A 13,565-nucleotide genomic window follows, 5' to 3' on the forward strand; every position below is an offset into this window, starting at 1 on the left:
TATCTCGTATCTCGTATCTCGTATCTCGTATCTCGTATCTCGTATCTCGTATCTCTTTTGTTCAGCGCACAAAAAAGAGCACCGAAGCGCCCTTTAAGTATTTTAAATCAATTATTAATCACTGGTTATTACAACCAAATAGCTTCGAGTGAATCAACGAGACCGCTTGTTGCGCCTTGTGACTCTAGCCCTTGAATAATGATTGGTGCAAACGCCGCAACCATTGATGAATCCATACCTAATCCTGAAAATGCATTTTCAACAGATGTTTTTGAGTCCAATACTGACGTTAAACCGGTAGAATCAAGCGTCGACATTCCAGGGAAAAGCATTTCGAGCTCTTGGTTGTCAAAGTTATCAAGGGTATTTTGGGCAAGAGCTAGCATGGAGCCTACTCCACCTATAGCTTGCTCATTTGTTACAGATGCTTTGTCACTTAGGGAATTAGCAAGGGTGCTCGTAAATGGTGTTGCTTCATTTTTTTGAGACCACATGTCTACAGCGGCCATAAGGGCTGTTTGTGATAGTTGGGAATAGTTAATATCAGAAGTTGGGCTAACTTGTTCTGACTCGCTAGTACTAGCGCAAGATACCACAGCAAGGCTGCTTAAAACGGTGATGAGTACTTTCTTCATTATTCGTCCTTAAGTAATAAAGTAATTTACTCTTTCACTATAAACGAAAAACGGCGATGTAGTCACATCGCCGTTGAGCTAATTCAGTCTAATTTACCTATAGTTTTTTGTTTTACTAAAGGTTTTTATAGAAATTAAAGAATTGCTAGAAGTTCTACTTCGAATACTAGAGCAGCAAATGGTGGGATTGCAGCACCTGCGCCACGCTCACCGTATGCTAGATCTTGAGGGATGTATAGCTTCCACTTAGAGCCAACAGGCATCATTTGTAGAGCTTGTACCCAACCTTGAATTACGCCAGTTACTGGGAATTCAGCAGGTTGACCGCGAGATACAGAGCTATCGAAAACTGTACCGTCAGTTAGTTCGCCGTGGTAGTGAACGCGCACTTGCTTGTCTGCAGTTGGGATTTCGCCAGTACCTTCAGTTAGTACTTCGTACTGAAGACCAGACTCAAGAACTGTAACTTCTGAACGAAGAGCGTTGTCAGCTAGGAAAGCTTCGCCGTCAGCAGCAGCAGCTTTAGCTAGTTCTTGACGTGCAGCTTCACCACGAGTGTGTAGCTCTTGTAGTGCGTTGTTGATTTCGTCAACTTCGATAGCTGGCATGTCGCCAACTAGAGCTGTTGCGATACCAGCAGCGATTGCATCAACGTTTAGGCCTTCAAGACCAGAACCAGCAAGTTGTTGGCCCATTTGTAGACCGATACCGTAGCTAGCTTTTTGCTCTACAGTTTCAAATTTTACTTCAGACATGAAAAGTCACTCTTTTTGTCAGTACTAAAAGGGTAAGAATACCAGTATTAGCAGCCTGAATAAACGGCTAGCCTCTGATCACTTACGCTTTACCGTGTCCAAATCACAGCTATGTCAATTTTCTTGCTTTGCTCTCTGTTGTCGCGGAAAGATCTATACTGTTGGTACTTTGGTTTTTATACTGTAGTTATTCAATGTATAGGACGCAGTGGCATGAATCGTCGTCAAAAGAAAAAACAGAAAGTAGACCACTTAGCAGAGTTCAAGGACCGACTGAATCAGGTCAAAGAGAAACTAAGCTCGATCGATCTAAAGAAAATGAAAACCTCAACAGTGCAAACTTGGGGATCATTGCCGAAATTACACCAGAAATTATTGATGGTGATTTCGCCGATCATATTAATCTTATTGTTTACACCGCTACCAGAGCCTAAAGTAGACAACGCACCAGCAACATCTCGTGTTGAGCTTGAGATAAATACTGTTGGCTTAAGCGAGCAGAAAAATGCTAAAAGTAATTCTTCTGAGCTAACCAGTTGGCAAGAGTATCTTGTTAAGCAAGGGGATACGTTAGCGCAGGTTTTTCGAAATAACGACTTACCGTTGTCTGACTTGAACGCGCTAGTGCGTATTGAAGGGGCAGACAAACCACTTAGTCAGATTCGTAAAGGCCAGCTAGTTCGATTCAAACTCGCCGAGACCGGGAAACTAGACATTCTTCAGCTAGAAAAAGGCAACACTTCGGTGATGTTTTTCCGATTGTCAGACGGTGGCTTTGGCCGTAGTAAGTAGCTCAATTCTGAGCCTGCGTTTAAGCGTTTTGTCAGATACAGATAGTCGATAGAAAAGAGCTAATGATTAGCTCTTTTTTTTGGTCGCTTGAAAGGTGCAAGCGGTAAGATGATGAGCATAATTCCGATAAAGGTTAACGTATCTGGAATCTCATCAAACCATATCGCGCCTATTATGGCGACAAACACTAAGCCTGAGTATTCAGCCAAGGCAATTTGACTAGAGTGTGCTTTTTGGTAGGCAGCGACCGCAAGTCCGTTGTAGCTTAAGATTAGCGTCGCACTTAATGCTATGTATCCCAAATGCTCCACAGACACCGGCTGCCAGTATAAGAAGCACAGTACTAATGAGGCTGGAATAGAGCATAAGGTTGTCCACCACAGCGTAGTGACCACCGTTTGCTCACTAGGAAGCTTTCTTACCAATACATTGAATAGTGCGAGGGTGAGTGCTGTACCCAAAGCAAACAGTGCTGCCCAATGAAATTGTGATGGCCTCAAGACAATCAATGCACCAATAAAACCGATAGTGGTGGCGATAACCTTGCCAAGTGCCGGTTGCTCTTTCAGTAGAAACATAGAGAGAGGTAACATCAACAGGGGCGCGACGTAAAATACTGCGTTGGCGGTAGCCAAAGAAAGGTGGGTGATCGCGACGACCATACATCCGCTGCCGATTAGGATCAGTTGTCCTCGAATAAAGGTCACTTTAGCTTGTTGTAAGCGTCGTTGTTCTTTTTTCTGTTGTAGCCACAAAGGGGTGATGATGAGCAGAGATATCAACTGTCGGAAAAAAATATACTGAAGAGGCGGTACTTCGCCATTCAACAGTTTTACCGCTACGTCGGAAAGCGAGGCAAACAAGTTACCTGCAACCAACAATAGAATACCGACAGTGATATTCGTCATTACTTTTCAAATCTCATGTCTACATGCGGAATATCGTCTTCCAGATACATCTCAGAGATAGTTTCGAACCCGTGATTCGCATAGAAGTTTTCTAGGTGTTGTTGCGCGCCAATATCGATGGTCTTGCTCGGCCAAAGAGCCTCACAGCGTGTTAACGCTTCTTTTATCAATTGATGCCCTAAACCATCACCTCTTGCCGATTGCTTCGTTGCCACTCGACCGATGCTCGTGTTGTCGTAAGAAGTTCCTGGTGGTAACAAGCGTGCACACGCCACTAACTCTGCATCAGCATAGCCAAGCAAGTGTTCAACACCCGCGAGTGTATCTTTACCGTCGAGTTCTGGATAAGGGCAATTTTGTTCAACGACGAACACATCTACTCGTAATTGAAGTAGTTGATAAAGCTGCTGTGTTGAAAGTTCAGAGAAGGGAATTGAGTGCCAAGTGATCATGTTTACATCCAGAGATTATCGATGCTCTGAATGTACTATGTGCGATGATTGTTGGCATTAACTATTGTTAATTCGACCTTTGATTCTGCTCAGGCTGATCGCGGTTATACCGAGGTAAGCAGCAATTTGATTGTCGTTCAAGCGCTGTTCAAGGTCGGGATAATGTTCGCAGAAAAGTTGATAGCGTTGCTCTGGAGTATAGAGCAGCATAAAGCGTTCTTTGTTTTCCTTATGCATCAGCTGAGTTTCTAATAACTTTAAATACAAAGGGTTGTTTGATGCGCGCCACTCGATAACTGCGTTCATTGGCAGTTCTAACATAGTAATTGGTGTGAGCGTTTCTAATAGGTAAGGGGACGCTTGGTTTTTTATCAGACTCTCAAAGCCGATGATCCAATCTTGTTCCCAGTAGAACTCTTTGCTGTATTGCTTGCCGTCATCAGTGAGATAACAAGCGTGGCACAAGCCTTCAAGTACAAAGTAGATTGAACTCGCCATTTCACCTTGATTGATCAGGATGTGTCTGGTTGGTAGCTCAAGTGGTTTCGCGACGGCTAATAGAGATTCAATCTGACTTTCAGAGAAGTCGAAGCTTTGTAGTTGTTCGATAAAAGAGGTGTGCATGGAAATAACCTAACCCAAATAAGTGTCGAAATCATCGCACTTATTTGAGTTTAGGTACAGAGCGGGCTAAATCAGCGTCGAGCGTGCTGTGCTAGATAATCTTGAGCAAGTTCTCTACCCATGTATTTACCAAGAGTTTTCAGTGGTACTTTCTTAAGGTTAACCACAATCAAGCCATCCAGAGCATCATTAAATGATGGGTCGACGTTAAAGCACACCAACTTACCGTTCATCCCTAGGTATTGGCGGAGTAGTACTGGCAGGCCTTTTCCTTGCTCCATACGCGCTAACACTTTAGAGAGCAGAGGAACACTCGCCAATGACGATAACAGATGATTTTGCCAGAACACATGATTACTGGTATTGAGTGGTGAAGAAGGAGAAACCAGGTTTGCTTTTTCTTCGTCATAATGATGTATCGATAAGGTCGTCGCAATCAACAGACGCGCATTGTGGCTGTAATCATTACTGATACTGACTGGGCCGAATAGGTGAGTGTATTGAGGATGACGATACACGAAGGCCGCGATACCTTTCCACAATAGTAATAGTGAGTTAAGGCTCTTTTGATAAGGCTTGCTCACTACAGAACGCCCAAGCTCGATACTGTTGTCTAAAGTATCGATGAATTCTTGATTGTAGTTAAACAGACTGCGGGAATAGAGTTGATCAAGCCCGTGCTCAGCGATCAACTTGTCGACCATACCAAGTCGATATGCACCGACTAATTCAGCCTTGGCTTTGTTCCACACAAACAGTTGATGGTAGTAAAGGTCATACTCATCTAAATCACAGGCAAGCCCGCTGCCTTCGCCGACCTCTCTAAAGCTCTCCTCTCTTACTCGACCAATCTCGCGCATTAAATTGGGGATCGACTGGCTCGGTGTGCAGTACACCTCAAAATCTCCCTGTTCCAGTAATCTCATTTCTTGAGGAAGTGACGCGACTTCTATAGAGAGTACTTCTGATGGAATAGGCGCAATAACCTGAGTGTCAAAAGAGGGCGCATGGATTGGCGTACTAGGGCTATCTTGTTGACTCATCAGATAGGTATTGAGTCGCAGATAGTTGACGATATCCATCTCTTGTTCAAACGATTTTATCTCTGAGTATGGGATTGAAGAGCCAATAGAGATAGAGATGGTAGTCGCTCGTTTATTAAGAAGTTCACGGCCAAGTAAAGCCGTTCTTAGCAGTGGATGAACTCGTCCAGCTTGGTAGAAAAGCTCGCTGTTTTTACCATTGATAAAGATAGGAACCGTAGTTGCCTGATGACGTTTGACGAACTTGGCAACCGATTTGCTCCATTCGATGTCTGTCAGTGTTTTTGCCCCTTTACGGTAACTCGATACTTCGCCCGCAGGGAACACAATCAATAGCCCCCCGCCTGCCAAATGACGATTGGCATCTCGAATGGCTTTAGCGTTGGTTCGTTTTGATTCTTTACTATTAAAGACATCGACTCCGATGAAAAGATCATCCAGTTCAGGTAGTCGCTTGAGCAACTCATTCGCCAACACCTTCACATCCTTCCTTACCGATCCTACGAGATCAGCAAGGATCACACCTTCAATCGCGCCAAGCGGGTGGTTAGCCACAATCACAACCGGTCCTTCTTCAGGAATATTGTCAGTGGCGCCTGCTGAAATAGAATAGTCGATATTCAATGCCGACAGGGTGTGATGCATGAATTCAAAACTAGATAACTCATCAGGTCTATCTTGATAGAGTTTATCTAGCTTAGATAGCCCAGTTGCCCACTCGACAACAGACTCACCTAAACCAAAAGGCGTGTAACGTGGTAAACGAAAAGGACTATCAATCATAATGAAGCTACCTTATTGACTAAAGTTGTTTAGGAAACCGTCTTGATTCTTGAAATCTTTCACACTTAAAAATGCACCGCACAACCACACTAGGCATGCCATACCAAACAGTAATCCGCCGTCATAACCGACAATTTCACCCGCTGCATTAAACTCAGGCATTTGAATACCGAGTGGTGTAAACAGGTGGAAGAAAATCGCACCACTCATAATTCCCACACTCATGATGGCACCCAAGCCATGCCAACGAGTAAACAGTAAAATGGCAGCAATCAATTCAGCGAACCCAATCAAGTAGCCGCCAAATGAACCGAACCAACTTAAGCCAGACCATGTCGCTAAGGTGCCAAAGATATGCTCAGTTTCGTATGAGCCTGTGAACTTAAAAAACAGCGACTGAATGAACACAAACGCAATAAATGCCGCAGGGATATGTTTAGCTGGAGTGAATGTCATGGTTATTCCCTTATTTGATCAGTTGCGGCCAAATGGTGTCGGCTTTTTGAATATGTTGCGCTCGGTCTTGTTCCCAACGCTGTTTAATCTCTTGGTCGTAGTTGAGGTAAAGCTTGTTATCAACAATCGTCCATTGATTCGGGTCTCCGGGTGCAAAATCACTTTTTGCTGAAACAGCCCAAGCGCAATAGCCACCATATTGAGGGGCATATTTTTCAGGATTATTAACAAATAAAGTCAGATTCTTTTCAGAAGAGAAATACCAGTCTGCGCCTTTGTACTCGGTGCTGAATTTTTTACTGCCTTCAATGGGCTTACCTGAAGTGAAGTAAGCCACAGTGTCGTAGCCATCGAGCGCCTTGCTGCTAAAGAACCCTGTGTAGATTTCATCGGCGGCAAAGACGTAAGGGCTAACAAGTAGCATGACCATGGTTAATAGTTTTCTCATGATGGACTCCATCTATAGATTGATTGCTGGTGATAAATCGAAGGTAAAACGCTGTTGATTTATCTGGCATGGTTTAATGGGTTCACAAGGCGAGCCGGGTACGTAAAACATAGAGGCTTGGCCGTGTAGATTGCGTAAGTGTGTAAAGCTCACTGTGTGCGCGTCTTCACGATGCATACAGGTCGCTAAATGAGGTTGTTCGCTGTGATGGTGAGAGTGAAATTGAAGTAAGTTCTGTTGATTCTTACCCGTAGCCATAAGCTGATCGTATTTTGCTTGTCGATAGGCTTGCACTCGCTCTAAATCAACACCGGATGAGAACAGCGGAGAGTCGGTTTCGACTATTTTTTGTTGAATGCCATCCCACATATAGGCGATAACCAAGCCATGGTGTTGAGTTAAGTTCGGCGCGAAAGCTAGCAAGGTAAATGGGGCAAAAGAGTGCAGATCGAGCTTATGAAATGCTTCAGAGAGCTGACTGATATTACGACTCGATGATAGGTTCTTGAGTAACAAACCACGGCTGACTAAAAGTCCATCAGGAACGATGCCTTGATAGTTATTGAGTAGGCATAACGAAAGCCCGAACTCATTGATACTGATCCAGCTACCACCGCCGGTTGGGTCGAGTGGCATGATGATATCGACGCCGTTAACTCGATATTGTTTAGGTGGCATCGCCAGTGTCCGTGTCTTTTGTTCATCACGATTAAAGAAGACCTGATAGCCATTGTCTTCAAGCAGCCAAGATACTGAACACATGATTATTGCTCCCTCAAATAGCTGCTGGTGGTTGGGGCATAACCAAAGGTGTTGCATGTTTCGACATCAAGAAAGGTCGTGATCACCTTGATCATCGCGTAATGATGATTGGCATGCAGCGCGGCAAAGGTGACCTCTCTTTCTAGCGTAGAAGGCAGGCTGGCAAACACTTGTGTATCCATTGAAACTTCGGTTTGGATCATGATGGGCGCTTCGAGATCTCTGCGGTCTAATCGTTCAAGCCAGTTGATCACGTAATGGATCTCTTTCAACGCAATCGACCTGTCGAATTCGACGGGGTGACCACGACGACGAGTGTTGTAATCAACGGTCGCATTCTCTTTTAAAATCAAAGCGTGAAAAAGATCGAGCGTGTGACGGGTATGCTCACCAATAGAACTTGTGACGTGCGGCTTTGCTCGTGTCAGATAGTCGCTGTCAGATATCGCTAACAAAAACTCTAAACCCTGATTCAATATCTCTACCGCTCCCTTGATACTAGGAGAGAAAGAAGTTAGGGCGCTCGGTTGGGCTATGGGGTTCATTCATGATCCTCGTACAAAGTTAATCGGTGGTCGGATATTGTTGAACAAGACGTCGCTCTTCTTGCCACGCGTTATATAAGCTCTTAAAAGAAGGAGACTGGTGGCCTCTTTGTTTCTGTTGAGCACCAATATCAAAAAGAATGCGGTATTGCAGAAGTAGCGTCGAAAATATCTCTCGTAGCGGTGTGTTGCGATCCCAGATGTGCCCGGCCTCACTGCTTGCGCCATTGACCTCAAGGATAGTGAAGTCCTCGCCGTTCATTAGGCTGTGCATGTCCTTGAATTTGACGTCGAGTCGACCAAAGTGAAAGCCATCGAAGTCGTCGAATATCTCATCTAAGCGTTCGGTTAAAGCCTGAGTGATGTATTGATTACCGTCTCGGAAGATACAGCCACGGCTATGGCTACCTGCGAACGCGAGTTGGAACTCTTCGCCCTCTGCGAGCACTTGATCTAATTTATCTTCATGTCTCGGTAGATACAGGTGACTAAGCTGCCCAGCACGCGGGCTATTTTCAATTAACTGCTTGAGTGTCGAGCTGCCATCACCCGTCACCATTGGTGCGTACTTGAGTGTGATCGAGATGATCTCGCCTTGCTTTTTATTTGGGTAGCGAACATAGAAAACACCCGCCTCGGCTTGATAAGGCGCCTTTTCTTGCAATAGAAAGCGAGCATTATTTGGGAAAGACTCAACATACTGCTCAAGTTGATCTTGTGTGTTGATCAGCTTAACGCCAACACCTCGACAGCCAAGATCCGGTTTAGCCACAATCGGGAAATCGAGATCCGACTGTATGAGTGCGCTGCGCGCATCTTCGGCTTGTTTCTTACTGCTAAGATCCGTTTTGGTTAAGGTGATAAACGGAGAGATCCAACGCTGACTCGATGATCCAGCAAGGCTCAGTATCTCGTGTTTTGATTCGCCGACCATGCCGCTTAACTTAATACTCGGGTTGGCGATGAGCGGCAGTGCCCAGTCAAAGTGCCGCAACCCTTGCATCAGGCTTTGAATCACCACTGGCGTGTAGAAGAACCACGTTGGAAGAAACTCATAAGGAGAGACACTGCGCACGGTATCTTTTTCAAGCAAGGGCATACCTGCATTGATTTGATGTGCTGGAATGATGCGAATATCTTGCGGTGAACTCATGATAATCCTCTAGAGTAGGTTCTATTCATTAATCGATTGCCGATAAACAGCAAAGCGATGGCACACGGGATGATGATCCATTGATATTCAGAGGCTTGCAGCCACGCTGATGTCCCTAAATAGTAGATGGCAGAGAAGACAATGCCAGTCCAGAGCGCAGTGGCACTAATAACGGCAAACAAGAAAGTAGGCAGTGGGATTGCGAAAAAGCCACTTAAGGTAAAACCGACGGTACGAAGCCCAGGAATAAAGCGGATGACAAAAAGACTGCTGAAAGCGTTTTGACGTAATTTAGTACGAAGTGCACGAAAGTATCGGTTGGTGAGGGCTTTGTAGCGAACGCCGCGGAAATAACGTCCTGATTTGCCTAGGTAGTAGAGACCGAGATCACCTGTGGCAATGCCGATGAAAATGGCAAGCAACGCATATTGAGGAAGCATGAGTCCTTGAGTTGCTAAACCTGCCGCTGTAACAATCGCCAGATCTTCAAGCAAGTAAGAAAGCGCGATAATGCCAAGCATCAGCCATAGCAGCGATTCTTCTCCTGTATTTAACCATGCTTGAATACTCTCGACGGTGCTCATCAAATACCCTTATCTATCCTATAGATGAATGGCTTATTGGCCATTCATTGAGTGTAGTAAATTAAATAGACAGGAGGAGCAGAGAAAAACTTACAGCTGATTAGTGTTTTTTTGTGGGGACTTAAATCGATTGACGGTTTGAGTGGTGCTGTTTGGGGGTTGAATTAGCGGGTGTTTACGGTGAGAAAAGTAGGGCAGTGGATTCGGTTTATAAATAACAAAAGAAAAAGGCTGAGTCGTTAAACTCAGCCTTTCAGAACGTTAACTATGGATTACTTAAGCAATCTATTTAGTTAGGTCAATCTGGTAAACAGCAAAACCAACATCGTCAGTCGCAACACGTTTCATCGGGTATTGCCCTTTTTCTTTGATGAACTCTGCCGCTTTGTCGCTTGGAGATGTTTCAAAGCGGATATCTAGCTTTTTATCCGTTTTGATTGGCGCAAATGACCAGTTGTTATCAGCCGTTGGGCTAACTTGACCTTGCTCTTTACTTACGCGAGAGATGTAGTTCGCAAGAACAGTACGGTTCTCATCTGGTGCATCAAATGCGATGAAGTCTTCACCCGTACCTGGGAACTTATTGCTGTATGCTCGGTAGTTGTTGGTTGCGATCAGGAAGTCTTGCTTCACGTCGATCGGCTTACCTTGGTAAGTTAGACCTACGATACGCTCAGAGCCTTCATTAATAACTTTACAGTTACCATCGTATTTTGCTGGTTGTGTAACATCGATTTGGTACTCAACGCCATCGATGACATCAAAGTTGTAAGTGCGGAAGCCGTCCCATTCAACCAACTGCTGTGGTGCGGTCGAATTAACATCTATTTGTTGGAATTGACCAGCAGAACACTCAAGCCACTCTTTTACTTCGTGGCCTGTTACCTTCATTGCAACTAGCGTGTTCGGGTAAAGGTATAAGTCAGCCGCGTTACGGAATGTCAGTTGACCAGATTCAACTTCAGTGAAGTTCGCTGGGTCATTCTTACGGCCGCCTGCTTTGAATGGTGCAGCTGCTGAAAGTACAGGTGTGCCATCTAAGTCTGGATCACCTTGGATGAACTGCTCAACGTAATCTTTTTGCGCAAGGTTCACGATTTGAACAGTTGGATCGTCTTGTACTAGAGACAAGAAGCTGTACATCACATCGTCTGCTTTACCAATCGGTTGGTTAACAAACTCACGAGTACCTGCGTGGTCTTTTTCTAGTGCAGAAACGATGCCTTCATCAGCAGCAGCAAGAGATTTCTTTTCTACCTTGTCGTAGATTGGGCGTGCTTCTGATTGGCCTTTAACAACTTCCCACTTACCGTCTTTTTGTGCAAGTGTTAGATCCATAACACCAACGTGGCTACCCCAGCGGCCTGGCATTACAGCCGCAACGCCGTTCATTGTGCCCGTTTCGTTGTTGATGCCTTGAATGTCATCAAAACCTTTTCCTGGGAATACTGCGTGAGAGTGACCAAATGCGATTGCATCAATGCCGTCTACTTCAGATAGGTAGAACGTTGAGTTCTCTTCGCCATTTTTGTACGGGTCAGTTGATACGCCTGAGTGAGGGATAGCAACGATTACTTCAGCGCCTTCCGCTTTCATTTGAGGCACTAACTCGTTAGCTGTCTCAATGATATCGCGAGCGATCACTTTGCCTTCAAGGTTCTTCTTATCCCACGTCATGATTTGTGGTGGAACAAAACCGATGTAACCCACTTTTACTTCATGTTCTACGCCAGCAGTATCTTCAAAGGTGTGCGTCTTGATGATGTATGGCGTGAAGTAGTGTTCTTTGGTTTCTGCGTCGTAAACGTTAGCACTGATGTACGGGAAATCAGCGTCGTTAATAGATTCTTCTAGGAACTCAAGACCGTAGTTGAATTCGTGGTTACCTAGGTTTGCAGCGTCGTAGCTTAGTTGGTTCATTGCTTTATATGCAGGGTGAACTTCGCCAGCCTCGATGCCTTTGTCTGCCATGTAGTCACCCATCGGGCTACCTTGCAGCAAGTCACCGTTATCAACTAATACGCTGTTGGTTACTTCGCTTTGAGCTTCTTTTACTAGAGTTGCAGTACGTGCTAAGCCGATTTTTTTCGACGGCTTGTCTTTGTAGTAGTCGTAATCCATTAGGTTGGTATGGATATCCGTCGTTTCTACGACACGTAATTTAATCACTTCATCGGTATCTGGTGTTGTTGTGCAGCCAGCTAAAGTCAGACCAAGACCAGCAAGTACAGCCAATGACAAAGGTTTCATTGCAACTTTCATTTTGGAGCTCCAAAGTGGATTAGTAGAAAATTCGTTGCGTAATGTAACAAAATGGAATGAAACAATGATTACAGCGAATGTTAATTCGTGACTTAGATCGATTACTTTATAGTGTTCTGCAAGACACCTCCCAAAGCTGCTCAATCGATGCGCAACTGATATCGATAATATTAGTCCATTCATTTCACCAATTTATCGATGAATCTCATCCCTTATCAGCTTTTCGAATAAAAAATGAAATTTTAGAATTTCCAGTAATATGAGAGGCTCGTCATAATGCCTATATCAAGGACGTATCAGGCAGATGAATAGCAAGGATAGCTCAAAACGAAGCTTCTGTTTTCTTCTAGTGCCAATACTCCCATTCACTCAAGTGGATGAGTTAAATCCCTTGCTTGGCAAGACCAAGTAATGAATTGCTCGTACTGCGAGCCTTAAAGGAAGCACTGAAATGGACCAAGAACGTTTAACCCACCTAAAACAGCTTGAAGCGGAAAGTATTCATATTATCCGTGAAGTTGCTGCTGAGTTTGATAACCCAGTGATGATGTACTCCATCGGTAAAGATTCTTCTGTGATGCTTCATTTAGCTCGCAAAGCGTTTTATCCAGGCAAGATTCCATTCCCACTATTGCATGTAGATACGGATTGGAAATTCCGCGAGATGATTGAGTTTCGTGATCGTACGGCTAAAAAGTACGGCTTCGACCTTTTAGTACATAAGAACCCAGAAGGTATTGAGATGGGGTGTAGCCCATTCGTACATGGCTCTTCTAAGCATACAGACATCATGAAAACTCAAGGCCTTAAGCAGGCGTTAAACAAGTACGGGTTCGATGCCGCTTTTGGTGGTGCGCGTCGTGATGAAGAAAAATCTCGAGCAAAAGAGCGTGTTTATTCTTTCCGCGATAAGAACCATACATGGGATCCAAAAAACCAGCGTCCAGAGCTTTGGCACACCTACAACGGTCAGGTTAATAAGGGCGAAAGCATTCGTGTCTTCCCACTATCTAACTGGACTGAGCTTGATATCTGGCAATACATCTACCTAGAGAGCATCGATATTGTTCCGCTTTACCTATCTGATAAACGTCCTGTGGTTGAGCGTGATGGCATGCTGATCATGGTTGATGATGACCGTATGGAACTGCAAGAAGGTGAAGTGATTGAAGAAAAAAGCGTTCGCTTCCGTACTTTGGGCTGTTACCCACTAACCGGAGCCGTTGAATCTGAGGCGAATACGCTAACAGGCATTATTGAAGAGATGCTGGTGGCGACGTCCAGTGAGCGTCAAGGTCGAGCGATTGACCATGATCAGTCGGGCTCTATGGAGCTGAAAAAGCGCCAAGGTTATTTCTAAGAA

General features: G+C 44.6%; 15 protein-coding genes. 2 read left to right on the plus strand and 13 right to left on the minus strand.

Going from position 1 to position 13,565, the window contains the following annotated elements; translation table 11 throughout:
• Positions 1-128: 128 nt before the first annotated feature.
• A complete protein-coding gene (locus ACED59_RS15935) occupies positions 129-635 on the minus strand; it encodes a DUF2780 domain-containing protein (RefSeq protein WP_017096570.1) in 507 nt (168 codons plus the stop codon).
• A 134-nt stretch (positions 636-769) separates the two neighbouring features.
• Positions 770-1,390, minus strand: a complete 621-nt coding sequence (locus tag ACED59_RS15940) for an FKBP-type peptidyl-prolyl cis-trans isomerase (RefSeq protein WP_008220519.1) — start codon at positions 1,388-1,390, stop codon at positions 770-772.
• 213 nt (positions 1,391-1,603) lie between these two features.
• On the opposite strand from ACED59_RS15940, the gene ACED59_RS15945 reads away from it, so the two are divergent.
• Positions 1,604-2,182: a LysM-like peptidoglycan-binding domain-containing protein gene (locus tag ACED59_RS15945; RefSeq protein WP_029223760.1), complete on the plus strand. Its 579-nt coding sequence runs from the start codon at positions 1,604-1,606 to the stop codon at positions 2,180-2,182.
• A 59-nt stretch (positions 2,183-2,241) separates the two neighbouring features.
• Here ACED59_RS15945 and ACED59_RS15950 read toward each other — a convergent pair whose 3' ends face one another.
• From ACED59_RS15950 to ACED59_RS16000, 11 genes are all read right to left on the minus strand, one after another.
• On the minus strand, positions 2,242-3,090 hold the full coding sequence (locus ACED59_RS15950) for a DMT family transporter (protein ID WP_017096572.1): 849 nt from the start codon (positions 3,088-3,090) through the stop codon (positions 2,242-2,244).
• Positions 3,090-3,542: a GNAT family N-acetyltransferase gene (locus tag ACED59_RS15955; protein ID WP_017096573.1), complete on the minus strand. Its 453-nt coding sequence runs from the start codon at positions 3,540-3,542 to the stop codon at positions 3,090-3,092. Before ACED59_RS15955 ends, ACED59_RS15950 begins: the two co-directional genes overlap by 1 nt.
• A gap of 57 nt (positions 3,543-3,599) precedes the next feature.
• Positions 3,600-4,166, minus strand: a complete 567-nt coding sequence (locus ACED59_RS15960) for a Crp/Fnr family transcriptional regulator (RefSeq protein ID WP_017067547.1) — start codon at positions 4,164-4,166, stop codon at positions 3,600-3,602.
• A 71-nt stretch (positions 4,167-4,237) separates the two neighbouring features.
• The gene (locus ACED59_RS15965) at positions 4,238-5,992 is read right to left on the minus strand and encodes a lysophospholipid acyltransferase family protein (RefSeq protein WP_017096574.1); all 1,755 of its coding nucleotides are present in this window, start codon (positions 5,990-5,992) and stop codon (positions 4,238-4,240) included.
• A 12-nt stretch (positions 5,993-6,004) separates the two neighbouring features.
• Positions 6,005-6,448, minus strand: a complete 444-nt coding sequence (locus ACED59_RS15970; protein ID WP_017096575.1) for a hypothetical protein — start codon at positions 6,446-6,448, stop codon at positions 6,005-6,007.
• 10 nt (positions 6,449-6,458) lie between these two features.
• Complete coding sequence (locus ACED59_RS15975; protein WP_012604897.1) at positions 6,459-6,896, minus strand: YHS domain-containing (seleno)protein; 438 nt, start codon at positions 6,894-6,896, stop codon at positions 6,459-6,461.
• 12 nt (positions 6,897-6,908) lie between these two features.
• The gene (locus ACED59_RS15980) at positions 6,909-7,658 is read right to left on the minus strand and encodes an NRDE family protein (RefSeq protein ID WP_017096576.1); all 750 of its coding nucleotides are present in this window, start codon (positions 7,656-7,658) and stop codon (positions 6,909-6,911) included.
• Positions 7,659-7,660: 2 nt separating this feature from the next.
• Entirely contained in the window at positions 7,661-8,203 is a 543-nt protein-coding gene (locus ACED59_RS15985; RefSeq protein ID WP_017078811.1) for a DinB family protein, read from the minus strand.
• 19 nt (positions 8,204-8,222) lie between these two features.
• On the minus strand, positions 8,223-9,356 hold the full coding sequence (locus ACED59_RS15990) for an ATP-grasp domain-containing protein (RefSeq protein ID WP_012604894.1): 1,134 nt from the start codon (positions 9,354-9,356) through the stop codon (positions 8,223-8,225).
• Positions 9,353-9,940 (minus strand): DedA family protein, encoded by a 588-nt coding sequence (locus ACED59_RS15995; protein WP_017096577.1) that lies wholly within the window; start codon positions 9,938-9,940, stop codon positions 9,353-9,355. Before ACED59_RS15995 ends, ACED59_RS15990 begins: the two co-directional genes overlap by 4 nt.
• Before the next feature lie 285 nt (positions 9,941-10,225).
• Positions 10,226-12,202: a bifunctional 2',3'-cyclic-nucleotide 2'-phosphodiesterase/3'-nucleotidase gene (locus ACED59_RS16000; protein ID WP_017096578.1), complete on the minus strand. Its 1,977-nt coding sequence runs from the start codon at positions 12,200-12,202 to the stop codon at positions 10,226-10,228.
• A gap of 415 nt (positions 12,203-12,617) precedes the next feature.
• Here ACED59_RS16000 and cysD point away from each other — a divergent pair, with 415 nt between their 5' ends.
• Positions 12,618-13,562: a sulfate adenylyltransferase subunit CysD gene (gene cysD / locus ACED59_RS16005; RefSeq protein WP_226974827.1), complete on the plus strand. Its 945-nt coding sequence runs from the start codon at positions 12,618-12,620 to the stop codon at positions 13,560-13,562.
• Positions 13,563-13,565: the final 3 nt, after the last annotated feature.

Origin of the sequence: Vibrio sp. FF266 (assembly GCF_041439695.1) — a bacterium.
GTDB classification, from domain to species: Bacteria; Pseudomonadota; Gammaproteobacteria; order Enterobacterales; family Vibrionaceae; genus Vibrio; species Vibrio tasmaniensis_A.

Excerpts from the sequence above, each read along its gene's own strand:
- ACED59_RS15935 (WP_017096570.1), bottom strand. The coding sequence starts at position 635 with ATGAAGAAAGTACTCATCACCGTTTTAAGCAGCCTTGCTGTGGTATCT.
- ACED59_RS15960 (WP_017067547.1), bottom strand. The coding sequence starts at position 4,166 with ATGCACACCTCTTTTATCGAACAACTACAAAGCTTCGACTTCTCTGAA.
- ACED59_RS16000 (WP_017096578.1), bottom strand. The coding sequence starts at position 12,202 with ATGAAAGTTGCAATGAAACCTTTGTCATTGGCTGTACTTGCTGGTCTT.
- ACED59_RS15995 (WP_017096577.1), bottom strand. The coding sequence starts at position 9,940 with ATGAGCACCGTCGAGAGTATTCAAGCATGGTTAAATACAGGAGAAGAA.
- ACED59_RS15990 (WP_012604894.1), bottom strand. The coding sequence starts at position 9,356 with ATGAGTTCACCGCAAGATATTCGCATCATTCCAGCACATCAAATCAAT.
- ACED59_RS15980 (WP_017096576.1), bottom strand. The coding sequence starts at position 7,658 with ATGTGTTCAGTATCTTGGCTGCTTGAAGACAATGGCTATCAGGTCTTC.
- ACED59_RS15970 (WP_017096575.1), bottom strand. The coding sequence starts at position 6,448 with ATGACATTCACTCCAGCTAAACATATCCCTGCGGCATTTATTGCGTTT.
- ACED59_RS15945 (WP_029223760.1), top strand. The coding sequence starts at position 1,604 with ATGAATCGTCGTCAAAAGAAAAAACAGAAAGTAGACCACTTAGCAGAG.
- ACED59_RS15955 (WP_017096573.1), bottom strand. The coding sequence starts at position 3,542 with ATGATCACTTGGCACTCAATTCCCTTCTCTGAACTTTCAACACAGCAG.
- ACED59_RS15975 (WP_012604897.1), bottom strand. The coding sequence starts at position 6,896 with ATGAGAAAACTATTAACCATGGTCATGCTACTTGTTAGCCCTTACGTC.
- ACED59_RS15940 (WP_008220519.1), bottom strand. The coding sequence starts at position 1,390 with ATGTCTGAAGTAAAATTTGAAACTGTAGAGCAAAAAGCTAGCTACGGT.
- ACED59_RS15965 (WP_017096574.1), bottom strand. The coding sequence starts at position 5,992 with ATGATTGATAGTCCTTTTCGTTTACCACGTTACACGCCTTTTGGTTTA.
- ACED59_RS15950 (WP_017096572.1), bottom strand. The coding sequence starts at position 3,090 with ATGACGAATATCACTGTCGGTATTCTATTGTTGGTTGCAGGTAACTTG.
- ACED59_RS15985 (WP_017078811.1), bottom strand. The coding sequence starts at position 8,203 with ATGAACCCCATAGCCCAACCGAGCGCCCTAACTTCTTTCTCTCCTAGT.